The 24,554-nt window shown below is 66.8% G+C and carries 24 protein-coding genes and 1 pseudogene; 10 read left to right on the top strand and 15 right to left on the bottom strand.

Annotated elements, in window-relative coordinates; all coding sequences use genetic code 11:
• Positions 1 to 55: 55 nt before the first annotated feature.
• From scpB to AB4Y43_RS03620, 3 genes are all read right to left on the bottom strand, one after another.
• Complete coding sequence (gene scpB, locus AB4Y43_RS03630; protein ID WP_368727060.1) at positions 56 to 1,021, bottom strand: SMC-Scp complex subunit ScpB; 966 nt, start codon at positions 1,019 to 1,021, stop codon at positions 56 to 58.
• Positions 1,022 to 1,371: 350 nt separating this feature from the next.
• Complete coding sequence (locus AB4Y43_RS03625) at positions 1,372 to 2,571, bottom strand: pyridoxal phosphate-dependent aminotransferase (RefSeq protein ID WP_368727059.1); 1,200 nt, start codon at positions 2,569 to 2,571, stop codon at positions 1,372 to 1,374.
• A gap of 96 nt (positions 2,572 to 2,667) precedes the next feature.
• Entirely contained in the window at positions 2,668 to 3,570 is a 903-nt protein-coding gene (locus AB4Y43_RS03620) for a LysR substrate-binding domain-containing protein (protein WP_368727058.1), read from the bottom strand.
• Between the two features lie 425 nt (positions 3,571 to 3,995).
• On the opposite strand from AB4Y43_RS03620, the pseudogene AB4Y43_RS03615 reads away from it, so the two are divergent.
• Positions 3,996 to 4,382: pseudogene (locus AB4Y43_RS03615) on the top strand (transposase); the annotation flags it as partial.
• Positions 4,383 to 4,677: 295 nt separating this feature from the next.
• Positions 4,678 to 4,965, top strand: coding sequence for a hypothetical protein (locus AB4Y43_RS03610; RefSeq protein ID WP_141710846.1), 288 nt, complete (start codon positions 4,678 to 4,680; stop codon positions 4,963 to 4,965).
• 245 nt (positions 4,966 to 5,210) lie between these two features.
• Here the strand turns inward: AB4Y43_RS03610 and AB4Y43_RS03605 are convergent, their stop codons facing one another.
• Complete coding sequence (locus AB4Y43_RS03605) at positions 5,211 to 5,525, bottom strand: hypothetical protein (protein ID WP_069267881.1); 315 nt, start codon at positions 5,523 to 5,525, stop codon at positions 5,211 to 5,213.
• 286 nt (positions 5,526 to 5,811) lie between these two features.
• Between AB4Y43_RS03605 and AB4Y43_RS03600 the strand changes: the two genes are divergently transcribed.
• The 3 genes from AB4Y43_RS03600 to AB4Y43_RS03590 all read left to right on the top strand — a co-directional run bounded on the left by AB4Y43_RS03600 (position 5,812) and on the right by AB4Y43_RS03590 (position 7,564).
• The gene (locus tag AB4Y43_RS03600) at positions 5,812 to 6,534 is read left to right on the top strand and encodes a YdcF family protein (RefSeq protein WP_342945598.1); all 723 of its coding nucleotides are present in this window, start codon (positions 5,812 to 5,814) and stop codon (positions 6,532 to 6,534) included.
• A 159-nt stretch (positions 6,535 to 6,693) separates the two neighbouring features.
• Complete coding sequence (locus AB4Y43_RS03595) at positions 6,694 to 6,921, top strand: hypothetical protein (protein ID WP_028204804.1); 228 nt, start codon at positions 6,694 to 6,696, stop codon at positions 6,919 to 6,921.
• 382 nt (positions 6,922 to 7,303) lie between these two features.
• Complete coding sequence (locus tag AB4Y43_RS03590) at positions 7,304 to 7,564, top strand: hypothetical protein (RefSeq protein WP_028212153.1); 261 nt, start codon at positions 7,304 to 7,306, stop codon at positions 7,562 to 7,564.
• Between the two features lie 278 nt (positions 7,565 to 7,842).
• On the opposite strand, the gene arfB is transcribed toward AB4Y43_RS03590, so the two are convergent.
• A complete protein-coding gene (gene arfB, locus AB4Y43_RS03585; protein ID WP_368727057.1) occupies positions 7,843 to 8,247 on the bottom strand; it encodes an alternative ribosome rescue aminoacyl-tRNA hydrolase ArfB in 405 nt (134 codons plus the stop codon).
• A gap of 217 nt (positions 8,248 to 8,464) precedes the next feature.
• On the opposite strand from arfB, the gene AB4Y43_RS03580 reads away from it, so the two are divergent.
• Positions 8,465 to 9,136 (top strand): VC0807 family protein, encoded by a 672-nt coding sequence (locus AB4Y43_RS03580; RefSeq protein ID WP_342945597.1) that lies wholly within the window; start codon positions 8,465 to 8,467, stop codon positions 9,134 to 9,136.
• Between the two features lie 123 nt (positions 9,137 to 9,259).
• The gene (locus AB4Y43_RS03575) at positions 9,260 to 11,788 is read left to right on the top strand and encodes an FUSC family membrane protein (RefSeq protein WP_368727056.1); all 2,529 of its coding nucleotides are present in this window, start codon (positions 9,260 to 9,262) and stop codon (positions 11,786 to 11,788) included.
• A gap of 20 nt (positions 11,789 to 11,808) precedes the next feature.
• Here the strand turns inward: AB4Y43_RS03575 and AB4Y43_RS03570 are convergent, their stop codons facing one another.
• Together AB4Y43_RS03570 and AB4Y43_RS03565 are read right to left on the bottom strand one after the other, a co-directional pair.
• On the bottom strand, positions 11,809 to 12,003 hold the full coding sequence (locus tag AB4Y43_RS03570) for a hypothetical protein (protein ID WP_368727055.1): 195 nt from the start codon (positions 12,001 to 12,003) through the stop codon (positions 11,809 to 11,811).
• A gap of 103 nt (positions 12,004 to 12,106) precedes the next feature.
• Complete coding sequence (locus tag AB4Y43_RS03565; protein ID WP_028204798.1) at positions 12,107 to 12,568, bottom strand: Lrp/AsnC family transcriptional regulator; 462 nt, start codon at positions 12,566 to 12,568, stop codon at positions 12,107 to 12,109.
• A 125-nt stretch (positions 12,569 to 12,693) separates the two neighbouring features.
• Here AB4Y43_RS03565 and AB4Y43_RS03560 point away from each other — a divergent pair, with 125 nt between their 5' ends.
• A complete protein-coding gene (locus AB4Y43_RS03560) occupies positions 12,694 to 13,308 on the top strand; it encodes a cysteine dioxygenase (protein ID WP_368727054.1) in 615 nt (204 codons plus the stop codon).
• 67 nt (positions 13,309 to 13,375) lie between these two features.
• Here the strand turns inward: AB4Y43_RS03560 and AB4Y43_RS03555 are convergent, their stop codons facing one another.
• From AB4Y43_RS03555 to AB4Y43_RS03535, 5 genes are all read right to left on the bottom strand, one after another.
• Positions 13,376 to 15,757: a mechanosensitive ion channel domain-containing protein gene (locus AB4Y43_RS03555; RefSeq protein WP_342946000.1), complete on the bottom strand. Its 2,382-nt coding sequence runs from the start codon at positions 15,755 to 15,757 to the stop codon at positions 13,376 to 13,378.
• Positions 15,758 to 15,995: 238 nt separating this feature from the next.
• Entirely contained in the window at positions 15,996 to 16,640 is a 645-nt protein-coding gene (locus tag AB4Y43_RS03550) for an NAD(P)H-binding protein (RefSeq protein ID WP_342945594.1), read from the bottom strand.
• Between the two features lie 105 nt (positions 16,641 to 16,745).
• A complete protein-coding gene (locus tag AB4Y43_RS03545) occupies positions 16,746 to 17,201 on the bottom strand; it encodes an Rrf2 family transcriptional regulator (RefSeq protein ID WP_069267928.1) in 456 nt (151 codons plus the stop codon).
• Positions 17,202 to 17,326: 125 nt separating this feature from the next.
• The gene (locus AB4Y43_RS03540; RefSeq protein WP_368727053.1) at positions 17,327 to 17,788 is read right to left on the bottom strand and encodes a hypothetical protein; all 462 of its coding nucleotides are present in this window, start codon (positions 17,786 to 17,788) and stop codon (positions 17,327 to 17,329) included.
• A complete protein-coding gene (locus tag AB4Y43_RS03535; RefSeq protein WP_083245542.1) occupies positions 17,785 to 18,321 on the bottom strand; it encodes a GNAT family N-acetyltransferase in 537 nt (178 codons plus the stop codon). Before AB4Y43_RS03535 ends, AB4Y43_RS03540 begins: the two co-directional genes overlap by 4 nt.
• A gap of 59 nt (positions 18,322 to 18,380) precedes the next feature.
• Between AB4Y43_RS03535 and AB4Y43_RS03530 the strand changes: the two genes are divergently transcribed.
• Positions 18,381 to 18,962, top strand: coding sequence for a DJ-1/PfpI family protein (locus tag AB4Y43_RS03530; protein WP_368727052.1), 582 nt, complete (start codon positions 18,381 to 18,383; stop codon positions 18,960 to 18,962).
• 206 nt (positions 18,963 to 19,168) lie between these two features.
• Here the strand turns inward: AB4Y43_RS03530 and AB4Y43_RS03525 are convergent, their stop codons facing one another.
• The gene (locus AB4Y43_RS03525; protein WP_368727051.1) at positions 19,169 to 20,848 is read right to left on the bottom strand and encodes an ATP-binding protein; all 1,680 of its coding nucleotides are present in this window, start codon (positions 20,846 to 20,848) and stop codon (positions 19,169 to 19,171) included.
• A 405-nt stretch (positions 20,849 to 21,253) separates the two neighbouring features.
• Between AB4Y43_RS03525 and AB4Y43_RS03520 the strand changes: the two genes are divergently transcribed.
• Positions 21,254 to 22,456 carry an ammonium transporter gene (locus tag AB4Y43_RS03520; protein WP_069267892.1) on the top strand — a complete coding sequence of 401 codons (1,203 nt, stop codon included), beginning with the start codon at positions 21,254 to 21,256 and terminating at the stop codon, positions 22,454 to 22,456.
• A gap of 69 nt (positions 22,457 to 22,525) precedes the next feature.
• Here the strand turns inward: AB4Y43_RS03520 and AB4Y43_RS03515 are convergent, their stop codons facing one another.
• Entirely contained in the window at positions 22,526 to 23,275 is a 750-nt protein-coding gene (locus tag AB4Y43_RS03515; protein WP_342945588.1) for an SDR family oxidoreductase, read from the bottom strand.
• A 133-nt stretch (positions 23,276 to 23,408) separates the two neighbouring features.
• Positions 23,409 to 24,326 (bottom strand): LysR family transcriptional regulator, encoded by a 918-nt coding sequence (locus AB4Y43_RS03510; protein ID WP_368727050.1) that lies wholly within the window; start codon positions 24,324 to 24,326, stop codon positions 23,409 to 23,411.
• Positions 24,327 to 24,554 lie beyond the last annotated feature (228 nt).

The following is a 24,554-nucleotide window of genomic DNA, read 5'->3' as shown; positions in this document are numbered from 1 at the left end:
TCAAAATGTCAGGTTGCGCGCCCGCTTGCGGGGCGCGTCAAAAATGCTTGTTGCTTCAGATGCCGCGTCGTGCGGCTTCGTCGTCCGTCGTCGAGACGGGGTCGTCCTGCGCCGCGTCGCGGCGGTCTTCGTGTTCTTCTTCGCCCGCCGCATCTGCTGCGTGCGCGGCATCCTGCGCGTGAGCGTCCGGGGCTGACCCGTGCTGCGCGAGGCTTGCTTCGTCATGTACCGCTTCGCCCGGGGCATCGGCTGCGTATGCAACGTTTGCGCCTGCCGCCTCGTGCGTTGGTTCCGCTTCTTCCGTTGCGTGCGTCTCGCGCGCTTCGCTTTCGGGCTGTGCGGGCGTTTCATCGCCCGGCGTTTCCCCTTCCGCTACCGGCGTCAGCGCATCTTCCGCGCCCGCGACACCGGAGTCAGCCTCGGGCTGGCCTTGCGCAACGAACTGTGCCGCGGCGCTATCGGGAAACTCGATCGCATGCTGGGCAAGCAGTTGCTCGCCGAACTGGCTCGACGGATCGTCGAGCGGCGGCAATTCGTCGAGCGACTTCAGGCCGAGATCGTCGAGAAACTCCCGTGTCGTTGCATAGAGTGCCGGGCGGCCCGGCACGTCACGATGACCGATGACTTCGATCCAGTTACGGTCCTCGAGCTGTTTGACGACCTGCGTGTTGACCGTGACGCCGCGAATTTCCTCGATATCGCCGCGCGTGACCGGCTGCCGGTACGCGATGATCGCGAGCGTTTCGAGGACCGCGCGCGAATAGCGCGGCGGCTTTTCGGGGTGCAACCGGTCAAGGTACGTCCGCATGGCCGGCTTGCTCTGAAAGCGCCAGCCCGACGCGAGCCCCACCAGCTCGACGCCGCGCCCGGACCATTCATGCCGCAGGTCTTCGAGCAGGTTGCGGACCGTGTCGGCCGAAATGTCGTCGGCAAACAGTTTGCGCAGTTCGCCGATCTTCAACGGCTCCTGCGTGCAGATCAATGCAGTCTCGAGGACGATTTTCGCCTCTTGGGTATTCATGCAGCCAGGTCAGACCCTAAGTAAGGTAAATCAGGTTCAAGGAACCGGATCAGACAGACGAAAGACGATATGGAACTTGGAGACGCGCTCGCCCGATTCTGATCGGTCATATTGATGGGAGCACGCACCGGGGGGCCGAAATTCAGGCAAAGAGCCAGACCCAGCCGGAGGGAGCCGCGAAGTTCCCGCAGGGAATCGCTTGACTGAGCGCCATATTACGCAAAAACGCCGGGTGCGTAAAGACGCCATTCCGCATGAGGGGCCTCATTTTAATCCGGGCCCCGTCACCGCTTTATGCCCGCTGGCGCCACGCCGGTGCATGGCGCGGTGCAAGCCGCGCCGACGCACACTCAATGCGCTCCCACCGTCTCGAGGTAGCGCGCGAGTCGCTCGACGCCGGCGTCGAGCCGCGCGGGGTCGCACGCATAGCACCAGCGCACGAAGCCTTCCCCTTGCGGTCCGAACGCGCTTCCCGGCGCGAGGCCGAGGCCCACGTCGCGCACCAGCGCCTTGCACAACTCGAGGCTGTGCTGCGCGCCCGCCAGCCGGAAAAAAAGGTACATCGCCCCGTGCGGCACTTTCACATCGACGCCGGGCAGCTTCGCCAGCGCCGCGGCGAGGTGGTCGCGCGAGGCGCGCAGATCGGCCACCAGCGCACGCGTGAACGGCTCGCCGTGCTCGACGGCCGCAATGCCGGCCTGCTGCACGAACGCGGGCGCACACGAGGTGTTGTACTCGACCAGCTTGCCCAGATCGTCGGTCAAGGTGCGCGGCACGACCATCCAGCCGAGCCGCCAGCCGGTCATGAGCCAGGCCTTCGAGAACGAATTGACGCAGATCAGGCGCTCTTCGCGCGACGCAAGATCGAGGAACGAGGGCGCGGTGCGCTCGCTCGTGGCGCCGTAGTAAAGGCGCTCGTAGACCTCGTCGGCGACGATCCAGATGCCGAGGCGCCGGCAATGCTCGAGCACCACGCGCTGCTGGTCGCGCGTCATCGCCCAACCGGTCGGATTGTTCGGCGAGTTGATCATGAGAAGACGCGTCTCGGGCGTGAGCGCCGCCAGCAGCCGGTCGAGATCGAGCGTCCAGCCGCGCTCACCGTAGTCGAGCGAGACCGTCTCGACCGTGGCGCCGAGAATCTTCGGGATTTCGACGAGGTTCGGCCACAGCGGGGTCACTGCCACCACCCGGTCGCCCGCGCCGACGACGAGCTGCGCCGCCAGCATCAACGCGTTGACGCCCGCGCTCGTGACCGCCACGTTATCCACCGACGTTGCGCCGTGCAGTTCGCTCACGTATCGCGCGAGCGATTCGCGCAGCGGCGCGATGCCGAGGTTGTGCGTATAGAACGTGTCGCCGCGCCCCAGCGCGTCGGCCGCCGCCTCGCGGATGAACGGTGGCGTCACACGGTCGGACTCGCCGAACCAGAACGGCAGCACGTCGGGAACGCCGAACCCGGCGTTCGCCACTTCGCGGATCTGCGACGAGCGCAACGCACGCACCGCTTCACGGGGCAGACAGACGGAGGACGACGGTTCGAAATCGCTCATCGGGGTTCCGGGTGGCACAGAATGTGGGAAAGCATGCAGTGTATCGCGCGGCCCCGCGCGACGAGCTCCGCGCCTCCAGGCATACGCGCAGCGGTTTCAGTGCCGCGCTTCGGGCTGGCCGGCAAGTTGACGGATCAGCGACCAGACCGCCTCGGCGGCCGGCGAAAGCGAGCGGTCGCGCCGCCGCACGAGTTCGACGGTGCGCTGCGCGCGCGGCACGAGCGGCCGCGCAAGCAAGGGAGCACCCGCCGGCATGGGCAGCGCGAGCCAGGGCAACACGCTGATGCCCACCCCCGCTTCGACGAGACCGAAGACCGTGGCCGGATGGCCCAGCTCCTGCACCACGCGTGCACGCACGCCCTGCTCGCTCATCACGGCGTCGATGAGCGGGCGGCTGCCCGAAGCGTAATCCAGCATCACCAGACGCTCGCCGTCCAGCTCCTTCCACGCGACTTCCTGGCTCAGCGCGAGCGCGTGATCGCCGCGCACGACCACGCAGAACGAGTCCGTAGTCAGGCATTCGGTTTCGAGATCCTCAGCGGCAAAGGGCCCGATGATGACGCCGAAGTCCACCTCGCCCGAGCGGATCTTGCGCACGACGTCGCTCTGCACGTCGTCGCGCAAGCCAAGCGTGATGTAGGGAAACTGCCGCCCGCACGCGGCGACGACCTGGGGCATCAAGCGGCACGCGACCGTCGGACTGGCCGCCACGACGACGCGGCCGCGCCGCTGCTCGCCGATCTCGCGAATTTCACGCAGGGCGTCATCGAGATCGCCCAGCAGGCGCGGAATGCTCGCGATCAGGTTCGCGCCGACATCGGTGAGCTGCACCTCGCGCGTGGTCCGGTCGACGAGCTTCACGCCAATCTCGGCTTCGAGCTCGCGTACACATCGGCTCACCGCCGACTGCGTGAGCCCGATTTCGTCCCCGGCCCGGCTAAAGCTCTGCAGCCGGGCAACCTCGATGAAAACCCGCAACTGCCGCAGCGTCACATTCATCCGCTTGCCTCATGAATTGTCCGTTTTCATGCAATTTTATGCCGGTCACCCCTCGTTACGTATAGAGGAACCTCGCCACCCATTATTCGCCGCAATGCAGCAATACGGCGCAAACGCACGGCGGACGGGCTTGTCTGCACAAGATTGGTGATTCTCCCGATTTTCTCGATAAGTGTTTTCGAGTCTTATACGCCCCTGGCAATCTCCCGCGCGGGCTTGGCGCCACGCGGCTTCAAGACGAGAACGTACGTGCTGGCACGGTTTTCGCATTAAGGCACGCACAGGTTCGATGGACGTACCGGAAGCATGCAGTCCGGGACGATCCAGCCGGGCCCGCCTGGTACTCCGGCATCCGGCCGGGAGTCCATGAAGAGTGCGCAGCGCGGGGCAGCGCACCGGAGATAGCTTCGCTGAGGTGAAACATGATGCTGTTCGACGATTTGAGAGACAACGAATGGGCGCTGGTCGAGGCGTTGTTCTGTGCTGAACCGGCACGGAGCGAACGGCGCGGACGGCCTCGCGTCGAAGCGCGTGCTGTGGTCAACGCGGTGCTCTGGGTGCTTTCGACGGGTGAAGGCTGGTCCAAGCTGCCGGGCCGCTACCCCTCGCCGCCGACTTGCCGCCGTCGTTTCGACGAGTGGCAGGCAGACGGCACGCTTGCGGAGATCGTCAAGCGACTGAGCACGAACGGGCGTGAAATTTCGCTGCGCGGCCGTATCGGCGCCACGGCGACCAAGCCGCCCGCACCGCCCAGCCGTGATCGCTTGCGCGGCGCGTTCTGGACCAATCCGGAATCGTGGCGCGCGCCGGTCAAGATGGCCTGAGCCGCGCTTGAACTGCTTTCCCGCCGGGCGCATCGTGCGCCCGGCGTGTTTTTCTCCCCATCCTTGCGTATTTCTTGGCCGCTGCAGACCGCTTTCCGGTCGTGCCAGTAGCGCCACCCCTCCCCACTGATGCGGGCCGCATCGACGTCGCTGCGTCCGCAACCAGGCGATCGGCATCGCGCGATACATCTCTTTACTAATATTTACAGCGCGCTTTCGTGCCCGACGTTAGCTTAGGAGCATGTCCACTAACGTCAAGAAACTGGATTGACGGGGAATCACCATGAAATCCATGAACCTGCACATCCGGGGCATCATGGTTTCGCTGTTCGCCCTCGCCCTTTTCGCGCCGACCGCTTCGTTCGTGTCGTTCAGCGCCGCGGCCCACCCGCCGCATGCCTCCGTACCGACATGGTCGATCGCGCGCACCGGCGCGCACGCCATGCCGCCCGTAGCGCCTGGCCCGAACGCGAGCAAACCGCCAGTGCCGCGCGGCGACTTGCGGGGCGATATTGCGGACAATGCCCGTCGCAGCGCGCCGCAGAGGCAGGAACCAGCGCAGCGCCGGTAAGCCGGCCAGCGAAACACCATCGAGGGGACGGCCGGAACCGACGAACGAGCAGCGATGACGGTAAGAGCGTCCGGCACGTCGCGGGCTCAGCAAATACCCTGCCCCGGGGAACCACCGCGCTTCATGTGCGGTCTATCCTTACGCCATCAAGCACAGCGTGGCAGCAGTAATTCCGGTAAGCCCGTATCTTTCGATGCGGGCTTTTTTTTGGCGGGACGAAGAGGACGGGGGTACAAACGGGGGTACTACTGGCTGGCTTCGAGGCCGGATTGGGGTACGCGCTCCGCGACATAGTCGGCCACGCGATGCGCGCTCCACTGCACCGTGCGCTCGTCGCGAGCGAGCCGGGCGAATTCGGCGCGGCCGCGATCGGTCAGCACCGCGATATCGACCGGCGCATGGAAACCCGGCGCCGGCGCAACCGTGCGCTGCCGGACGATGTCCATCATGCCGAGATCGCGCAAATACTGGAACACCTCAGGACGACGCGCCCACGGGACCTGTCGATACTGCACCCGTCTCAGCGCTTCGAGTACTGCTTCGTTGGAATACGTGGTCATCTCACTTCTTTCTTAAAATGCAGTCCTGCGATCATTGAGTCTCACGCGAGCCGGCTGCGGCGCAACGCGGACCTGAGAATGGCGCAGTCTGTGCCCTGGCGGGCCCACGCGCCCTATCCGTGCGATGAGCAGCGGCAGGGACTGCAGGTTATCCGGGCCCCCGTGAAAGCGGCTTCACCGCTTCCCGCACGGCCAACGCCGCGCCACGCTCGCGGCGCAAAGGTCGGTTGGACGCGCATTTTCCCGAAAACAATACGTTACCTCATCCAAATTGATTCTATTCGTTTTGTTTGTGCTATTTGTTGCGCTCGGCCTGCTGTGGCGCAGCGCGCGCTGGCGTGTCGCGGTCTGCGCGGCCGCGGTCTTCTGGCTGCTCGCGACCGGCTGGCTCACCGCGGTGCTGCTCGATATCGCCCAGCCGGAGTTGTATCGCACTCCCTACGATCAGGCGAAAATCGGCCCGGCGCACTTCGGTGCGCGCACCGCCATCATCATGCTGGGCGGCGGCACCGAATCGCACGGCGGCCGGCTGTTCCCCGCGCGCGACGTCTACGCACGCATCGCGCTTGCCGCCGAGTTGTACGCACAGTGCGCGCGCGCGGGCGGCACATGCCGCGTGATCGTGAGTGGCGGCAACCCGGAGCACCATGCGAGCGCCGAGGCCGACAACTACGCGCCCTACCTGCTGCGCGCCGGTGTGCCGAGCGCCGATCTCGTGCTCGAAAACCAGAGCCTCACGACGTATCAGAACGCGCGCAACGTCGCGCCCATCGTCCGCGCCGGGAATGACGAAACGCTCCTGCTCGTCACGTCCTCGTACCAGATGCGCCGTGCGATGCTCGATTTCCGGCGTTTCGACATGGACCCGCTGCCTGCGGTTTCCAGCGTGCGGCATGTCGAGCGCGGCCTGCTTCCGCGCCTCGCAAATCTCAAGTCCGCTGAAACGGCGCTCCACGAATCGATTGGGGTTGCCCAGTTCTATGTGTATCGGATGATCGGCTGGTTCTAATATGACCGTTAGGCGACGTTAGATGTAACGAGATGTAACTCCCGCACGAACGGCTTACGTGATGTCATCTGGAGCGAGTATTTGATCGTTAGAATGGGGTGTCCATCCTGCTTGGACAGGCACCGGCTGGGTCCATAAACCGCTCCTTCGGAGGTAGAGATGAAAAAAGTGTCCCTCGCAGTCCTGATTTCACTTTCCGCACTGGCGGGCGCTGCGCATGCGCAGTCGGATAACGGCATCACGATGAGCACCGACCCGGCCAAGGCCGACGACGTCCTGCAACGCGCGCAGGCGCTGCAGCAGCAACAGGAAGCCGCGCCTGCGCCGGCGCCCATGATGCATCACAAGTCGGGGCATCCGCATCACAAGAAGGCCCCTGCCCAGTAAGAACGGACGAGGCTGGCCGCGCGCAGCCCAGCGCACGCGGGCGACGCCTTCCCGGGAATGAAGCCGATGCCGGTTTAGCCGCCATCGGCTTTTTTCTTCGCCGCGGCACTTCGCTGCGTTTGTGGCCTCGCGCGCAGCGGCCCGCGCCGACGCGCCGGCGCGGTATGCTAAAGTCGCGCACCTCGAAAACGCCGCGGTTGGCCAGTTGCGGTCGGCCAGACGCGGTCGGCTAGACGCGGTCGGCTAGACGCGGTCGGCTAGACGCGGTCGGCTAGACGCGGTCGGCTAGACGCGGTCGGCCAGACGCGGTCGGCTAGACGCGGTCGGCTAGACGCGGTCGGCAGACCCAACCTTTTGTGCGCGCCACGCGCGGAGAAACGCAATGAGCAACATCCAGCTCGACATCGAATGGACCGAAGCGGCCTCACGCAAGATCGAAAAACTGATGCCGCGCGGCGGCAACCAGGATGCGTATCTCGCGCTGCCCCCCATCGAATGCCTGCCGATGGAAGGCGACGTGCTGTTTCTCGGCCCGGCCGGCAAGCAGCAGCCGTTCATCGTGGCGGAGCGCCAATACCACCACGAAGGCGACGCGGACTGGACCATCATCCTGATTCTCGACGTGCCCAACACGGCGCACTGAGCGGCAAACCCAGGCCGCCGGCGGTCGGCATGCGAGGCGCTCGCACCGAAGGCGAGCGCCTGCTTTGGAAGGCAGTTGCGCGGCCCTGGCGGTAGAGGCGCCCGCGAACCGCCCGCGCCGCCGTCCGTCCCAAGCCATGCCGAACCCGACTTCGGTGCGGGCATCTCCAATTTCGACCGCGTCTGGCGCACATGTTGTGCGCGGACTTTCCGCCCGAGCACGGGCCGCGCGAGCGCCCGTGGCGCGAGCCGGGTCAAGCCGCCGCGTGATCCGGGTCGCTAGTCGGTGACACGCCGACGCCCCGCCTTCAGCTCACCGGTGCGCGCCTTGCTGTCGAGCCGGCGCAGCTTCGAGGCGCGCGTGGGACGCGTCGCCACGCGCGCCTTGCGCGTCACGCTCACGCTGTCGACCAGTTCCTCCAGGCGCGCAAGCGCGGCCACGCGGTTCTGTTCCTGGGTGCGGTATTCCTGCGACTTGACCACGACGACGCCCTCGCTCGTAATCCGGCGGTCGGCGAGCGCGAGCAGGCGCATCTTGAGCACCTCGGGCAACGACGAGGCGCGGATGTCGAAGCGCAGATGAATCGCGCTCGACACCTTGTTCACGTTCTGGCCGCCCGCGCCCTGCGCGCGAACGGCGACGAGTTCGATTTCCTGCAACGGGATGGGCGCGCGTGCGGTCATGGGCAACGAGAAAGAAAGCAGGCCGCATCGGGCCGGACACGCGGCAGTGTCGCACAGCGCGGCTGAATCGGCACAGGCATGACACAGGCGTGACACCTCCTCGCGCAAGGGGCAAGCCGATCCGCCGTCGGCCGCTGTGCAGCCAGTTTGCCGCCGCGCGGCGCATGAACCATACTTGCGACATTCCCTTGGGCGAACCCACAGGAGCACGCACCCCATGAAGCTGCGTCCCGCATTCGTTGCCGAACTGGCGGTCAATCTCCTGCTTCCCTGGGTCGCCTACCGTCTCGCCGAGCCGCACTGGGGCGAAGTCGGCGGCCTCATTGCCTCGGCCGCGCCGCCGCTTGCCTGGAGCATCGTCGAACTGGTGCGCTTTCGGCGGGTGGATGCGCTCTCCGCCGTCATTCTGCTCGGCATCGTACTCTCTGTGCTCGCCGTGGCATTCGGCGGCAGCCCGCGCGTGCTGTTGATGCGCGAAAGCCTCGCCTCGGGCGCGATCGGCGCCGCGTTTCTGATCTCGCTTCTCGCCAGGCGCCCGCTCGTGTTCTATCTCACGCGAGCGACGGTCGCGCGTGAGACGCGCGAGGGCGTCGCGCGGCTCGAACAGCTCTGGAAGGAAAACACGAGCTTCGCGGCGGCCATGCGGCTGCTCACGTTCATCTGGGGCTTCGGGCTTTGTCTCGATTCCGCGCTCCGCACGTACCTGGCCGCCACCTGGCCGATCGAGCGCTTTCTCGTCGTCTCGCCGATCATCGGCTATGGCGTGTTCGGCGGCCTGATGGCCTGGACCTTCTGGTATCGCACGCGCATGCGGCGCATCAACGGCACGCACGGCCTGCTCGGCGACGCGGCCGCCGCAGCGAACGCGAGCACGCTCAGCGTGGACTGAGACGCCGGCGCCAGCTTCGGCCCGTTCCGGCATGCATCGACGGTCAGATCGCGCCCGAAATACGTTAGACTCAGCGCCACAGTCCGCGGCGTACCGTCCGCTCTCGAACTCCCTCGGCAGTCGATGCGCTACTCCGTAGAAATCAGGAAATTCCTCTATAGCCAGTACTTTTACGGCGGCCTGCGCATCGCGATCGGCATCTCGCTTCCGGCCGTCCTGTGCCTGTTCGTCCTTCACAAGAGCGAGCTGGGTTTCACCATCTCGACCGGCGCGCTCGGCGCCTGCGTGGTCGACATGCCGGGGCCGCTCAAGTACAAGCGCAACGAAATGCTCGCGTGCAGCGTAATCGGGTTTCTCTCCGCTTACGCCACCGGCCTCGCCACCTTCAGCCCCGTCGCGCTCTGGGCCACCGTGGTGCCGCTCACCTTCGTGCTCTCGCTGATCGTGGTCTACGGCAACCGGTGGCCGCAGATCAGCTTCGCCACCCTCTTCATGATGGTGATGACGCTCGAGGAGCATTTCACGCCGCACCTCGCGCTCGTCAATGCGCTGTGGATCCTGCTGGGCGGCCTCTGGTACACGGCGTGGTCGACCATGATCAGCCAGCTCATGCTCGATCGCATCGAGCAGCAGGCGCTCGCCGAAAGCGTGTTCGCCTGCGCCGACTATCTGCTCGCGCGCGCCCAGTTCTTCGACCTCGACAACGATCTCGACGAGTGCTATCGCAACCTCGTCGCGAAGCAGATCGCCGCCGTCGAGCGCCAGGACGCGGCACGCGACATCGTGCTGCGCAACCTGCCCAAGCTCAGGGCCGGCAAGATCGATGCGCGGCGCGCGATGCACTTCAACCTGTTCATCAACACGGTCGATCTGCACGAGCTGTTCGTGGGCGCACACACCGACTACCCGCTCGTGCGCAACACCTTCGGCGGCTCAGACCTGCTCGTGTTCTACCGCGACCTGATCCGCAAGGCCGCCGCCGATCTCGAAGACATCGGCCTTGCAGTGCTGCAAAACGAGGCGCCGCGCGCGAGCGTGAATGTCAAAGCCGAGTTGCGCGCCATCGAATACGAACTCGAGCTGCTGAAAAAGCGCGACCTGGCCGCGACCGACCCGGAGGCCTATGCGGCGATCTCGGCGTCGTTCCGGCGCATCTGGAGCGCGACACGCCTGATCGACCGCATGCGCCGCAGCCTCGCGAGCGAAGTGCCGACGACCGAAACCGAACTGCGCATCGACGAAGCGCTCACACGTTTCGTGACGAACCGCCGCGTGTCCTGGCTGCAGATCTTCTCGAATCTCACGATGGCCTCGCCTAGCTTTCGCCACGCGCTGCGCGTGACGATCGCCGTGGCGGTCGGCTTCTGGCTCGGGCGGCTTCTGCCACTCACCAACGCCTACTGGATCGTGATGACGAGCATCATCATCCTGAAGCCCGGCTACTCGCTCACGCGCCAGCGCAACGCGCAGCGTATCGTCGGCACGCTGATCGGCTGTATCGCGAGCATTGCGCTGATCCTGCTCGTGAAGCAGCCGCTCGTGCTGCTCGTCTCGATGTTCGCGGCGATGGTGATGAGCTACAGCCTCCTGCTCTTCAACTACACGGCGAGCGTGGTGTTCACGTCGGCCTATGTGCTCCTGATGTTCCATCTGCTCGCGCCGGGCAGCATGCGCATCATCGGCGAGCGCGCGATCGATACGGTGGTGGGCTGCATGATCGCCATCGCCGCGAGCCATCTGTTTCCGTACTGGGAATACCGCCTGATGGGCAAGCTCGTGCACGACATGATCGCCGCGACGCGCAGCTATCTCGAAGCGAGCTGGTGGTGGAGCGGGCGCACGAGCGCGCCGCAGCCGGCGTTCGCGGGGGCCGGGGTGAGCGAGGCAGGCGCGCGCGTGGCCGCCCATGCAGCGCCGGCGGCGACGCGCGCAGGCGATGCGGGCGGCGTGGCGAATCCGGTGACGAGCAGCGTGAGCGCCATGGCGAGCGCTTCGGCGAACGCGGCGAGCGTCATCGACGAACCCGCAGCCGCCGCCGCGACCCTCGACGACTCGCCCACCGCCGGCGCTCCCGGCTCGCCCGTGTCGGCCGTGGGCGCGAAAACCGCTGCACAGACCGCGCAAGCCACGGCGAGCGTAGCCGCAGCGGCACCGTCGCTCGCGCGCGACTTCCGCTACCGGCTCGCGCGCAAGAACGTGCACGTGGCATTCGCGAATCTCGGCCAGGCGTTCCAGCGCATGATGCTCGAACCGAAGGCCGCGCAGAAGTTCGTGCCCGAGCTCAACGACCTGCTCGTGCGCAGCCACGTGCTCGCCTCGCAGATCACCGCCACCGCCCCGCTCCTGCGCAGCACGGCGCGGCCCGACCAGCCGGAGGTCAAGCTCGACGCACTCGAGCGCGCGCTGTCGTGCGTGCGCGAGAACCTCGTCGCCGCCGAAGCGGGCACGCCTGCGCCCGCCGATCAGGCCGACATCACGAAGCAGCTCACGCGCGAACTCGATGCGATGGTGGTGGAAGCCGAGCGCGCGCTCGGCGCCTCGGCGGAACTGCCGCAGGAACTCAAGCTGCTCGCCCACCAGTGCAAGCAGATGATCACAGCGTCCTGGTTGATTCGCCGGGACGCGAGCATCATCCGGCTACCGGAGGAATAAGAAGAAAACGGCCCGGCGCGTCACTGCGTCGAGCCGCTGGCTTGCGACGCGGCCGTGCTCGCGGATGCGTGCGCCGCGCCGGCGCCCACGGTCTCGTCGTACTCGCGCTTGCTTTTCAGTGCGTTGAACAGCACGGTGCCGATCACGAACAGCACCACTACGACGATGAGCACGGCAACGCCGACAGTGGGGTTCTTCCTGCGCGGTTCGTTCATCGGTCGTGCCCAGCCTCGAGTTGGATGACAGGAACGGGCATTCTACGCCGCCATACCTTGCAGACGGCTTGCGGCGCGAGCCGCCGGGTCCCGCCAGATGCCGCTAGGTGCCGCTGCGCACCGGCAGCGCCGTCGAATATTTGAGCTGCTCCATCGCGAAGCTCGAACTGACGTCGAACAGCGGCACGGCGCGGATGAGCTGCTTGTAGACGCGGTCGAAGTCGTCGATATCGGAGACCACGATACGAAGCAGATAGTCGGTCTCGCCGCTCATGCGATACGCCTCGACGATTTCGGGAATCTCCTGCACGGCGCGCGTGAAGGTCTGCGCCCATGCCTCGGTGTGCTGGTTCGTGCGCACGGCGACGAACACCGTCGTCCCCACGCCGAGCTTGCGCGGGTCGCACAGCGCGACCTGCGCGCGGATCACGCCCGTTTCCTTCAGGCGCTGCACGCGCTTCCAGCACGGCGTTTGCGAAAGATTGACGCGCTGCGCCAACTCCGCGACCGGCATGGTCGCGTCCTGCTGCAGCAACTCAACCAGCTTTCTGTCGATGAGATCCATTTCCGCACTCCCCGAAGCGTAGAAATTTATTCTACACGATGGGCAAACGGGAAAAGAATAGGAAAACGCTTTCCAGGCGCGAACGGCTATAAATCTTCTTGTAGAAACCGGAAGAAGAACACGCCATGAACGCCCCTGCCGAACTCGCCCTGCTGAACGCCTTCCACACCGCGGAGCAGCACGCTGCCGCCGTCGCCCGCTTCACCGCCGCGCTCGACGCCGCTTTCGATGCCTGCGCGACGCCCGACGACCCGTCGCGCTGCGCCCGCTTCGCGCGCGGCCTGCGCGCGGCGCTCACGCGTGCGCTCGCCGATCCGGCGCTCGTCACTCCCGCGCAGCGCGAAGGCAGCGCGCAGACGTATCGGCGTCATGTCATCGCGGCCGACAGCCGCGGCCGCTACGCGGTCGCGGCGCTCGTCTGGCAGCCGGGCCACGCGAGCCCGATCCATGCGCATCACACCTGGTGCGGTTACGCCGTGCTCGACGGCACGCTGACCGAAACGCTCTACGCGTGGGACGACGCACGCCAGGGCGCCGACGTGATGCGCTCGCATCCGCGCGCGAGCGGCGCGGTGTCGTTCGGCGGACGCGGGCGCGGGCGCGCCAGCATTCACCGGCTGTCGAACGGCAGCGACGCGCAGGCCGTCTCGCTGCATGTCTACGGCGTCGCCGCCGAGCACATCTCAACGCAGGTCAACGACGTGCTGCCGCTCGTGCGCAAGACGGCGCTCGTGTCTTAACGCGACTGGCCCCTATCCATCGAAGGCGTCACAGGTGATTTGAGTTTGACCTGAGCGGCGCAGACCTTCAGCCGCGGCTGCCCGCCGTGGGAATCTGGGGCGGTGCGCCCTCGGGGCCCGCCGTCGGCGGCGGCGCGGGCCGCGGCTCGTGCGAGGCATCGCGTGCCACGCCGCCGCCCACGTGCACGCCATGCGGATGCGGATGACCATGCGGCTCCTCGACATCGCCGCCGCGCGAGGACATGTGCACCTGCATCTGCGGCACCGGCATCTCGATGCCGGCTTCGTCCATGTGGCGCTTCAGGCGCGCATTGAACGCGCGCGCCACACTCCACTGCTGCAGCGGCCGCGTCTTGATCTGCCCTTTCACGACCATCCAGTTCGGGTCGAACCGGTCGAGCCCCCACACTTCCACGGGCCCGAGTATCTCGCGGCGATAGCGGAAATCGGCCACGAGTTCCGCGCCGGTCTCGCGAATCATGCGCGTGACCGTATCGAGATCGACCGAGAACGGCACGCGCACTTCGAACACGGCGAACGCAAAATCGCGCGAAAGGTTCTTCACGATCTTGATCTGCGAGAACGGAATCGCGTGGATCGCGCCCTGCCCGTCGCGCAGCCGCACGGTGCGGATCGACAGATGCTCGACCGTGCCCGCATGCCCGTTGTCGATGTCGATCCAGTCGCCCACCGAAATCGTCTCTTCGATGATGATGAACAGACCGGTGATGAGATCGGCCACGAGCGACTGCGCGCCAAAGCCGATGGCGAGACCGATCACGCCCGCGCCGGCGAGCAGCGGCGTGACGTTGATGCCGAGATTCGCCGCGGTGGCGATTCCGGTGATGGTGAGGATCGTCACGAGCACCGCGTTGCGCACGAGCGGCAGCATGGTGCGCGCGCGCGTGCTGGGCGCGCGGCCCTTGGTGCGCGGACCGCTCGGATTGAGCGCTTCGAGGATCGCAGTATCGACCGTGATCCACACGAGCCACGCGAGGAACACCGTCGACACGATCGCGAAAATGGCGTGCGCGATGCCGCGCGCGGCCACGCTCGCCTCGATGATCGCGGCGAGCGAAATGTCCCACAGGCGTGCGCACGATTCGAAGTACGCGAACCAGATGAACACCACGAGCAGCGTGCCGGCAAAGCGCAGCAGGCGCCGCAGATACGGCGAGCGCCGCCGCACGCGCGCGGGGTTCGGGCGCGTGATGCGCAGCACGACCGCCGAGAGGAAGAACGCGAGCACGAGCAGGAGCGCGGAGACCACGGAAATCTGCAGCACGTCGTCGCGGCTGCCGATCCCGCCGAACGTGGCGACGATCGAAGCGCCGGCGAGCAGCAGCATCGGCAGTTGCCAGAGCGAGGCGAGCACGTCGAGGACTTCGGTGAGCGCCTTGTGGCCGTGGCGCAGCGAATAGCTGCGGTTGCGGATGAGATGCGCGACCGGGCGCCGGAAACCAAAGGCGAACACCACCGTCAGCACTGCGGCCGCCATGTTCGCGGCGGTGCTCACCAGTGCCGCCGTGTTCGCGCCCAGCTGGCGCGCGACTTCGAAATTGGTCGCGGCGTCGCCGAGCGCGGCCAGCACGCCGATCGCAAAGAGCAGCCGGCGCGAGCGCGCGATCAGCAGGCGCACGGCCGCGCGCCGGTGCCCCGAACCGAACAGCGAAAACATGATCAGGCAGATGGACGAGAACACCGCGCCCGCGACGATCGCGTAGGCGATCACGAGGGCGAGCGTGCGCCCGAGCGCGTCGGGCAGCGAACGCTCGACCACGAGCGCGCCGAGGAACGCCACGATCCACGGCGCCGCGCGATGCACGACGAAAATCAGCAGATCGATGGTGCGGGGATCGGGCCGCAGGCCGGTCTCGACATCGAAACGCCTGAGCAGCCGCCGCTCGATCCAGCGCAGCACCGCGGCGCATGCGCCCCAGCCGGCCAGCATGGCGAACAGATCGAACACGATGCGGCCGAGGCTTTCGCCTTCTCCGCCCGAGGCGATGTCGTAAAGCTCGACGCCGGCTGCCCTGAAGCGCCCCGCCCAGTAGTGAAACGGACTGCGGCCGCGGCGGGCGTCCGCCTCGACCGAGGCGAGCCCGGATGCGATTGCGCCCAGCAGCCCCGCCGAGTTCGCCGCCGCGCCCGAAGCGGGCGCGGGCGCCACGTTTTGCGACGCGCTGCGCAGCTTCTTGAGCTGATTCAGGAGCGCGGTGCGCTGGCGCTCGTTGTCGAGCGTATTGATGACGCTGTCGAGCGAGCGCGTGAACTCGGCCTGGCTCGCCGGTGACGGCGCAGAGGCCGCCTCGGCCGCCGAAGCCCCCGAGGCAGCCGCCGGCGCCCCGGTGATGATGCTCTTGAGCACCGGCAGCACGGGCGCCGGCGCGGCTTGGGCGGCGGCCCGCAGCGGCGCGGCAAGGCACGCCGCGAGGCAAGCGAGGAGCATGAGTGCGCGCAGGAACGCGCGTAGACCCGGGCGCGCCGGCGCGGCGCGTGAAAGAAGTGCACGATCCGCCGGGTCGATGCGCATGCGCGACGGCCCGGCGCCCGCGCCATCGCGTCCGATGCTGGTATTCATGGCGGAGGGGCAAAAACAGGACGTTCCAGTTTAGCCGCACTCCACCTCGCCGCGCCGCGCGCGTGCGTAACAGTTTGTCAGCGCGCAGGACGCGCCGCGTCGCGCCTCAGTAGGCCGCCGTTGTGATCTGACGAATGAAGCGGCCCTGCTCGAGTTCGTCGACGAAGGCGATTGCGTAGTCCTCGGCAGAAATGCGGCTCTCGCCCTTCGCATCGGCGATCAGCGTATTGGCGCCCGTGCGGAATGTGCCCGTGCGCTCGCCGGGCGCGATGATCGCGGCCGGCGCGAAGAAGGTCCAGTCGATGTCGGTGACGGTACGGTAGTAGTCGAACGCCTCGCGATGGGCGAGCGCGATCGCCCTGTAGGCGTCGGGGAAGCCTTCGGTATCGACGAGCTGCTTGCCGGGCGCCACTTCCAGCGAGCCGGCGCCGCCCACCACGACGAGACGCTCGAGCCCCGCGGCGCGCACGCCTTCCACGAGCGCGCGGCTCGCGACCAGCAGGTCGCCAAGCTGATCCTTGGGCGGCGCATAGGCGCTCGCCACCACATCGTGACCGCGCACCGCGGCTGCGACGCTCGCCGCGTCGAGCAGATCGGCCTTCGCCGCGTGGACGTTCGGTGCGGCCGCCACGCGCTCGGGCTGGCGCACCAGCGCGCTCACCTGGTGGCCGCGGCGCGCCGCTTCGGCGGCGATGCGAGAACCGACCATGCCGGTTGCGCCAAAGAGGGCGATTTTCAGCGTCTTGCTCATGAACTGACTCCTGTTTTCCGTAATTATGTAACTAACGAAGTTACATTTCGGGGGTGAAAAAACGGGGCAATGCCCCGCTGATGATTCTGCTTGCGCGCAGCCCGCTCAGGCCCGCCGCGCCCGCGCGCGTTCGAGCTTGCGCTCGCTGCGCGTCATGTCGTCGACGACGTCCGCGAGCGTGCGCGTGGCGAGCGACGCCTCCATGGCGCGCTGTGCGTCGTCGATCACGCCGCGCAGCGTCTGCTGGATGTGACGCCCGACGAGGCAGGCCGGATTCGGCTCCTCGCGGTGCATGGCGAACAACTGCGCGTCGTCGACTGCATGGTAGACGTCGAGCAGCGTGATTGCCTGCGGCTCGCGTGCGAGCAGCGCGCCACCGCCCGCGCCCAGTTGCGACGACGTGAGGCCCGCGCTGGCAAGCATCGACAGGAGCCGGCGGATCAGCGCGGGATTGGTGTTCACGCTGCCCGCGATGATCTCCGACGACAGCGGCACGCCCTCCTGCTGCGCCAGCAGCGCGAGCACGTGAACGGCAAAAGCGAAACGGCTACTCGTATTCACGGCAAACCTGCCACTGCTGTGCGGCGCACGAATGGTTCGAACCACGCGCGTCAAAAAGTGTAACCATCATAATTACATTAATTCGTAGCGTCAACCCGTCAGTCGCGGCCCGCACGGCTGCGGCCTTACTTCGAAGCATCCGATGCCGGCGCCGACGCGGCCGCGTTGCTCGCCCAGCGCTGCAACGAATGCCCCGCACTCGTCAAGCCGGTCCCGGTGGCCGCGGCGGCCTGCCCGAGCAAGGCCTGCGCCGTGCTTGCCGCGCCGCGCAACTGGCCCTGCGCCGCCGAAGCCAGCTCGGCCGTGGACGCGCTCGCCTGTTGACCTTGCGAGGCCGCCGAATCGAGCTTCTGCTGCGCTGCACCGAGTTGCTGGTTCACGAAGCTCGCGGCCTTGTCGAGCGTTTGCGCAGCCTGCTGCGCGGCCTGGTTGGCGGCGTCCTGCGTGGCCTGCTTCACGGCGTCGGCGGACTGCTTGCTCAGATCGGGTGCGGAAGCATCGTGCTTGTTACAGCCGGCGAGCGCCGCACACACAAGCAGGGAGGCCAGCGTCAGCGTTTGCGTCGAAACCTTCGAATACATGGTCATCCTGAAAAATTCGCCGCATGAAGCGGCTTGCATAGATGAAAACGCGGCAATGATACGCCGTCGCGCAACACCGACTCCGACGAAATGAGCGAAAAGCCCGCGCGCTCGAAAATCGGCCGCGACACCGCGCTCGCGTCGGCACTCAATACCGTCGAGCGGGCCTCGCGCGCGAGCGCTTCGAGCCGCGCCAGCGACAGCGTCGCGAGGCCGCGGCGCGACCACACCGGCGCGACGTAAAGCATCTCGACGTGATCGAGCGGAAAGAGCTGCCCGAACGCCGCTGCCGCGCCGTCACAGTACGCCACGAGCGTGACCCCGCGAGAAAGACGCGCGTCGAAGTCCGCGAGATCGTCGGCGGCCGCAGCCCACGCGCTGCGCTGCGCCGCGTCGTAGAACGAGGCAGCGAGCGTGGTCACGGACGCGCGGAACAACGCGGCCAGCGCGCTCGCATCGCGGCCCGGCACGTAGCGCCGCCAGTCGATGGTGTGCAGTGCGGCGCCCGCGACGCCGTGCTTTGCGAAATCGTCAAACATGATGGAGTAGACTGCCCAGGCGCACGATCTGTTCCACCGTCCACCTCCGGAGACAAACGATGGCCGTCAAGAAGATCCTGTTCCTCACCGGCGATTTTGCCGAAGACTATGAAACGATGGTGCCGTTCCAGGCGCTGCAGGCAGTCGGCCACCGCGTCGATGCGGTATGCCCCGGCAAGAAGGCTGGCGAGCGCGTGAAGACCGCCATCCACGATTTCGAGGGCGACCAGACCTACACCGAAAAGCCGGGGCACCAGTTCGCGCTCAACGCGACTTTCGACGAAATCGACGCCGCCAGCTACGATGCGCTCGCCATCGCAGGGGGACGCGCGCCCGAATATCTGCGCCTCGACCCGAAGGTCATCGAGATGGTGCGTCACTTCGCCCAGGCGAACAAGCCCATCGCGGCGATCTGCCATGCGGCCCAGCTGCTCGCCGCGGCCGAGGTGATCCGCGGCAAGCGCATTTCGGCCTATCCGGCCTGCGCGCCCGAGGTGCGGCTCGCGGGCGGCGAATATGCCGACATCGCCATCGACATCGCCGTGACCGACGCGCCCTTCGTCACCGCGCCGGCGTGGCCCGCCCATCCCGAATGGCTGCGCCAGTTCCTCGTGCTCCTCGGCACGCGCATCGAGCCGTGAGCGAGCGCTGATCCCACGCGCGCGTCGCCCCTGTTTCGCACGGGGCGACGCGCGCGCCAGCCGCCAATTCGGACAGCTCCGATAGAGCGCGCTTGTCTGGACGTCTAAGCGCCTGCCGGTGGTCGCAACGCCGTTGCAGGCGCCGCCCGCGATTCGCTTCGCTCGCTTGCCTTCGCATTCGCGCCACCCGCGCCATCGCCCGCACCTTATTCCGCAAGGCTACTGGGCGAAGCCTCCGAGCGCTCCGCGCGTTCGAGCGCGCTGATGATCTGCTCCGCGTCGCCGGGCAACGGCGGCGCGACCGCAAGCGCATCGGGCAGCGACAGATAGAACGTCGTCCCCTCGCCTTCCGTCGACTCCACCCACACGCGCCCGCCGTGCCGCTCGACCACGCGGCGCACGAGCGCGAGCCCGATGCCCTCGCCTGGCGCCACGTTGCCGTGCATGCGCTGAAACGCCTGAAAGAGCCGCGGCAGGCCGACCTCGGGAATACCGAGCCCGTTGTCGCGCACATAGAAAATCTGCAGCGACTCCACGCCCGGCGGTGCATGAGCCGTGCCGATCTCGACGCGCCCGTCGCGCGCCGGATCGAGATAGCTGAGCGCGTTGCCGATCAGGTTTGCAAACACCTGTTCGAGCGCAGTAGGGTCGCCCCATACGTCGGGCAGCGTTTGCACGCTCACCTGCGCGCCGCGTGCGCGGATCGACGCGTGCATCGCGTCGACCACGCGCTGCACCAGTTCCTGCACACTGATACGCTGTCGCCGGTACTCCACGCGCCCCGCGCGCGCGAGCCGCAGCAGCGCGTCGATGATGTGCGATGCGCGCAGCACCGCCGTTTGCAGATAGCGCAGCGCCTCGCCGATATCCTCGTTGATGGTGCGCTCGATGCGCGCGCGCACCTGCGGCGAGAGCGAAGAATGCGCGATACGCTCGCGCAGGTCGTTGCACGCGTGATTGAGCTCGCGCGAAAAGCCCTGCAGGTTCACGAGCGGCGCGCGCAGATCGTGCGACACGCCGTGGATGAACATCTCGTTTTCCTGAGTCTGCTGGCGAAGGTTTTCGTTGATGCGTGCGAGCTGGTCTGCGCGCCGTGCAAGGTCGGCCTGAAAACCGAGGCGCAGCCGCTCGGCTTCGATCAGCCGCTGGCTGATCTGGTGCAGCGTGAGGTCGAGTTCGGCGATTTCGTCGTTGCCCGCCGTGAGCGGCGCAAGCGGTTCGTTCGCGGCCAGCCGGTTCGCGTTGTCGGAAAGCGCATCGAGCCGCCCGCGCACCCCGCGCGTAAAGACCCAGACGGCAAGCGCAACCAGCACGATCGAACCAAGCACTGCCGTCATCACGAGCGTCTGCTGCTGGGCGCGCGCCGCTTCGGCGGCGGACACCCGAAATACGTCGAGGCGGCGCTCCTCGGTCTGGAACGAGACGATCTGCGTGCGCACGCGGTCGAGCACGTCGGCGGCCATGAGCGCGCGAAAGCGCTCGGCCAGGTCGACGCGCCGGCCAGAACGCAAGAGGTCCTGCACGCGGTCCGACCATTGGCGATAGTTCTGCACGGCGTGGCGAATCTGCACGGCGCGCTCGACCTGTGTGGGATTATCGGCCACGAGTTCGACGAGCCGGTCGATGCGGCGGTCCACGTCCATCCACATCGAGACCGGCGTGGCATAGCTCGTGTCGTTGGCCGCCACCGCACCGCGCAGCTTGACCGACTCGACCAGCACCGGTTCGAGCACGCGCGAAGCCTGCGCCAGCACCGCCTGGCTGTGCTGGCCCCAGCGCTCCGCGGCGGCGGCGTCGGTCTCGGCCTTCACGATGGCCGACAGCAAGCTCAGTTCGAACACGGCGGGAATCGCGATCAGCAGAAGCCCTTTGGTCGTGAGGCGCATTGCGTGGCGGGTACCGGGCGACCGGACGTGCGTGAAGTGGCAATCCGGCCATTATGTCGGCGTTTGCGCCCTATGTGCGCCCGAAATTTATCCTCGCGAAAACGCGAGAGGATTTCGATTCGCCGACAATCCATTGATGCGGAAAGGAAAATCGAATTAAGCGCCCTAACTTGGCGCGCGAGTTCCCCACCTTTGCGCGGAAGCCCCGGGATTGTGCCGGAACATGGTGCATACGCCCCGGAAATCAGCACCGGCACCGGCGATACGGCGCCTGCCATTTTTCCGCATCGGTGCACGGCCGCACCGGCTTGACGCCTGCTTTGGCTGCGAATTCACCAGTTTGGCGCTGAAGCTGGCCCATATCTTGCTCACTATGCGCCATTTTGGGCAAACTGGGTACGCCAGATGGACAATCTAAAAACCGGCACCGACACGCTATTCCTGCTGCTGGGCGCCGCCATGGTGCTCGCCATGCACGCGGGGTTCGCGTTTCTCGAACTCGGCACCGTGCGCAAGAAGAACCAGGTCAATGCGCTCGTGAAGATCCTCGTCGATTTTTCGATTTCGACGATCGCCTACTTCTTCATCGGCTATACGCTCGCCTACGGCGTGCAGTTCTTCTCGCACGCGGACGTGCTCGCCGAGCACAACGGCTACGCGCTCGTGCGCTTCTTCTTCCTGCTCACCTTCGCGGCGGCCATTCCGGCCATCGTGTCTGGCGGCATCGCCGAGCGCTCGAAGTTCAATCCGCAGCTGTTCGCGACCTTCGTGATCGTCGGCTTCATCTACCCGTTCTTCGAGGGGATGGTGTGGAACAACCGCCTCGGTTTCGAGGATGCGATGACGCACGTGTTCGGCGTGCCGTTCCATGACTTCGCGGGCTCGGTAGTCGTCCACGCGTTCGGCGGCTGGATCGCGCTGCCGGCCGTGCTGCTGCTCGGGCCGCGCCACGGCCGCTATACGCGCGACGGCCGCATCGCCGCGCACCCGCCTTCGAACATCCCGTTCCTCGCGCTGGGCGCATGGGTGCTCGCGGTGGGCTGGTTCGGCTTCAACGTCATGAGCGCGCAGACCATCGACAAGATCAGCGGTCTTGTTGCCGTCAACTCGCTCATGGCGATGGTGGGCGGCACGCTCGCCGCGTGGTTCGCAGGCCGCAACGATCCGGGCTTCACGTACAACGGGCCGCTCGCGGGGCTCGTGGCCGTGTGCGCGGGCTCGGACATCATGCATCCGCTCGGCGCGCTCGTGACGGGGGCGGTTGCCGGCGCGCTGTTCGTCTATATGTTCACCTGCGTGCAGAACCGCTGGCGCATCGACGACGTGCTCGGCGTGTGGCCGCTGCACGGCCTGTGCGGCGCATGGGGCGGCATCGCCGCGGGCGTTTTCGGCCAGCGCTGGCTCGGCGGCCTGGGCGGCGTCTCGCTCGCCGCGCAGATCGTCGGCACGATTGCGGGCATCGCGATCGCCTTCCTTGGCGGGCTCGTGGTGTACGGCCTGCTGCGCAAATTCGTTGGGCTGCGCATCGATCGCGAACAGGAATTCAACGGCACCGACCTGTCGATCCACAAGATCACGGCCACGCCGGAACGCGAAACGGTTTCCTGACCGACGCGCAGTACGCTCACGCGGGCGGCGCCCTGCCGCCCGCATTCCGTACGCATCACTAACGGATCATCAAAGCTGGCCCATGCCGCCGGCGACGATCACTTCGGTGCCGATCATGAAGGCCGATTCCGCCGCGCTCAGATGCAGCACGGTCGACGCGATCTCTTCCGCCGTCGCAAAGCGCTTGAGCGGCACCAGCCCACGAATCGATTCCTCGGCCGCCGCGAGCGCGGCTGCATCCATGCCGAACTTGTTGTAGAGCGGCGTCTTCACGGGCCCGGGGCTCACCACGTTCACGCGAATGCCGCGCGGCAGCAGTTCGGCCGAAAGTGTCTTCGCGAACGAGATCAGCGCGGCCTTGCTCGCCGCATACACCGACGACGTGGGCATGCCGATATGCGCGTTGATCGAGCCGTTGAGCACGATAGCCGCACCGTCGCCCAGCACCGGCAGGAGCGATTGAATCTGGAAGTACGCGCCCTTCACGTTGGTGTCGAAGGTGACGTCCCAGAGCGCTTCGTCCACTTGCTCGAACGGCGCGAGCTTCGCCACACCCGCATTGATGAACACCGCGTCGAGGCGCAGGCCGGCGTCGCGCACGGCGGCGGCCAGCTCGCGCGCGCCGGTGATCGAGGCCGCGTCGTTGCGCCATGCGTGCGCGTTCGGGCCGAGCGCGCGCCGCGCGGCTTCGAGGCCGGCTTCGTCGCGGCCCGTGACGATGACGTGCGCGCCTTCGGCGGCATAGGCCTGTGCGGCAGCGAGGCCGATGCCGCTGGTTCCGCCGGTGACGAGGACAGTTTTGTTTGCAAAGCGGTTCATGACGTTCTCCTTGAAGGGGATAGTCTCGATCTGAGACTGTGATGCCATATTGCCGGGCGGCGCGCTTTCTGCCGTACGACGGTTTTGGCGCAGACGTTCGAATCTGTCGAACGTTTTGCACGGGCAGCCGGCTTCAGCCCGTGACCTCGATTCCGTCCACGAGGCGCCTGGCAAGACGCGGCTCGCGCAGCCGGTCGATCCACCATTGCAGTGCGCGTCCCACGTGTTCACCGCGCCACGCCACGTAAAGCATGTTCGGCTCGCGCGGGTTCGCCGTGACCTTCGCGACCAGTTCACCGCGCTCGATGAGCTTCGCCGCGCGCCGCCGCGGCACCCAGCCGACACCCAGGCCCTCGCGCTGCGCGAGGATCTTCGCGCGCATCGACGGCACCGCCAGCACCTCCTGCCCCCCGAGCAGCCCGTAGCCGCGGCCCGGCGTGAGCCGTGCCGAATCGCCGACCGCTACGCCGCGCTCGGCCAGCATGCGCTCGCGCGTGAGCGGCGCCTTCTCGCCCGCGAGCCGATGGCGCGGCGCCACCGCGAACACCCACTCCATCACGCCGAGTTCGAACCAGTGCAGGCCGTCGATGGCGGGCGGTTCGTTGGTCGCACCGACGATGAGATCGGCGCGGCCGTCGCGCAGCGCCTCCCAGGTGCCGGAAAGCACCTCGTGCGTGAAACGCAGCTTGACGCCCGACTGCAGCGCGTCGAAGTCGCGGATCACCGGCATGAGCAGTTCGAATTCGAGAATCTCGTCGGTGACGATCCACAAGCGGTCTTCCCAGCCGTTCGCGACCTGGCGCACGCGCTGCGTCATGCGCGCGACGTCCTGCATCAGGCGGCTCGCCTCCTCGGCGAGCAGATGCCCGGCTGGAGTGAGCTGCAGCCGGTAGCGCCGGCGGTCGAAGAGCAGCGCGTCGAAGCGCGCCTCGAGTTGGCGCGCCGCATGGGAGATCGTGGAAGGCGCCTTGTTCAGCCGTGCCGCCGCGCGCGACAGGCTGCCGGTTTCGCGGATGGCGTCGAGCAACGCCAGTTCCTCTTCGGAGAGCATGTGCGACTCCATCGAACGGGTGATGAGCGATGGTATGGCAGAAAGGGAACGTAGGTCGGTTCACATGACGCCGCGTCCTTGGGGGCGAGCTGTCAAAGTCGCCTTGACGGTCTGTCCAACAAAATTGTCGTTGCCTGGCGCAATGACCAGCCCGAGAATCGAACGCACGTTCACAAACCGTGAAGCGTGCCCGCGCGCCCATCAAAAGGGAGACCATTGCGCAAGAGA

Origin of the sequence: Paraburkholderia sp. BR10872 (assembly GCF_040965835.1) — a bacterium.
Lineage (GTDB): Bacteria > Pseudomonadota > Gammaproteobacteria > Burkholderiales > Burkholderiaceae > Paraburkholderia > Paraburkholderia nodosa_A.
This window is presented reverse-complemented; position numbering and strand designations above follow the sequence as displayed.

Excerpts from the sequence above, each read along its gene's own strand:
- scpB (WP_368727060.1), bottom strand. The coding sequence starts at position 1,021 with ATGAATACCCAAGAGGCGAAAATCGTCCTCGAGACTGCATTGATCTGC.
- AB4Y43_RS03625 (WP_368727059.1), bottom strand. The coding sequence starts at position 2,571 with ATGAGCGATTTCGAACCGTCGTCCTCCGTCTGTCTGCCCCGTGAAGCG.
- AB4Y43_RS03620 (WP_368727058.1), bottom strand. The coding sequence starts at position 3,570 with ATGAATGTGACGCTGCGGCAGTTGCGGGTTTTCATCGAGGTTGCCCGG.
- AB4Y43_RS03610 (WP_141710846.1), top strand. The coding sequence starts at position 4,678 with ATGAAATCCATGAACCTGCACATCCGGGGCATCATGGTTTCGCTGTTC.
- AB4Y43_RS03605 (WP_069267881.1), bottom strand. The coding sequence starts at position 5,525 with ATGACCACGTATTCCAACGAAGCAGTACTCGAAGCGCTGAGACGGGTG.
- AB4Y43_RS03595 (WP_028204804.1), top strand. The coding sequence starts at position 6,694 with ATGAAAAAAGTGTCCCTCGCAGTCCTGATTTCACTTTCCGCACTGGCG.
- AB4Y43_RS03590 (WP_028212153.1), top strand. The coding sequence starts at position 7,304 with ATGAGCAACATCCAGCTCGACATCGAATGGACCGAAGCGGCCTCACGC.
- arfB (WP_368727057.1), bottom strand. The coding sequence starts at position 8,247 with ATGACCGCACGCGCGCCCATCCCGTTGCAGGAAATCGAACTCGTCGCC.
- AB4Y43_RS03580 (WP_342945597.1), top strand. The coding sequence starts at position 8,465 with ATGAAGCTGCGTCCCGCATTCGTTGCCGAACTGGCGGTCAATCTCCTG.
- AB4Y43_RS03575 (WP_368727056.1), top strand. The coding sequence starts at position 9,260 with ATGCGCTACTCCGTAGAAATCAGGAAATTCCTCTATAGCCAGTACTTT.
- AB4Y43_RS03570 (WP_368727055.1), bottom strand. The coding sequence starts at position 12,003 with ATGAACGAACCGCGCAGGAAGAACCCCACTGTCGGCGTTGCCGTGCTC.
- AB4Y43_RS03565 (WP_028204798.1), bottom strand. The coding sequence starts at position 12,568 with ATGGATCTCATCGACAGAAAGCTGGTTGAGTTGCTGCAGCAGGACGCG.
- AB4Y43_RS03560 (WP_368727054.1), top strand. The coding sequence starts at position 12,694 with ATGAACGCCCCTGCCGAACTCGCCCTGCTGAACGCCTTCCACACCGCG.
- AB4Y43_RS03555 (WP_342946000.1), bottom strand. The coding sequence starts at position 15,757 with ATGCTCCTCGCTTGCCTCGCGGCGTGCCTTGCCGCGCCGCTGCGGGCC.
- AB4Y43_RS03550 (WP_342945594.1), bottom strand. The coding sequence starts at position 16,640 with ATGAGCAAGACGCTGAAAATCGCCCTCTTTGGCGCAACCGGCATGGTC.
- AB4Y43_RS03540 (WP_368727053.1), bottom strand. The coding sequence starts at position 17,788 with ATGACCATGTATTCGAAGGTTTCGACGCAAACGCTGACGCTGGCCTCC.
- AB4Y43_RS03535 (WP_083245542.1), bottom strand. The coding sequence starts at position 18,321 with ATGTTTGACGATTTCGCAAAGCACGGCGTCGCGGGCGCCGCACTGCAC.
- AB4Y43_RS03530 (WP_368727052.1), top strand. The coding sequence starts at position 18,381 with ATGGCCGTCAAGAAGATCCTGTTCCTCACCGGCGATTTTGCCGAAGAC.
- AB4Y43_RS03525 (WP_368727051.1), bottom strand. The coding sequence starts at position 20,848 with ATGCGCCTCACGACCAAAGGGCTTCTGCTGATCGCGATTCCCGCCGTG.
- AB4Y43_RS03520 (WP_069267892.1), top strand. The coding sequence starts at position 21,254 with ATGGACAATCTAAAAACCGGCACCGACACGCTATTCCTGCTGCTGGGC.
- AB4Y43_RS03515 (WP_342945588.1), bottom strand. The coding sequence starts at position 23,275 with ATGAACCGCTTTGCAAACAAAACTGTCCTCGTCACCGGCGGAACCAGC.
- AB4Y43_RS03510 (WP_368727050.1), bottom strand. The coding sequence starts at position 24,326 with ATGCTCTCCGAAGAGGAACTGGCGTTGCTCGACGCCATCCGCGAAACC.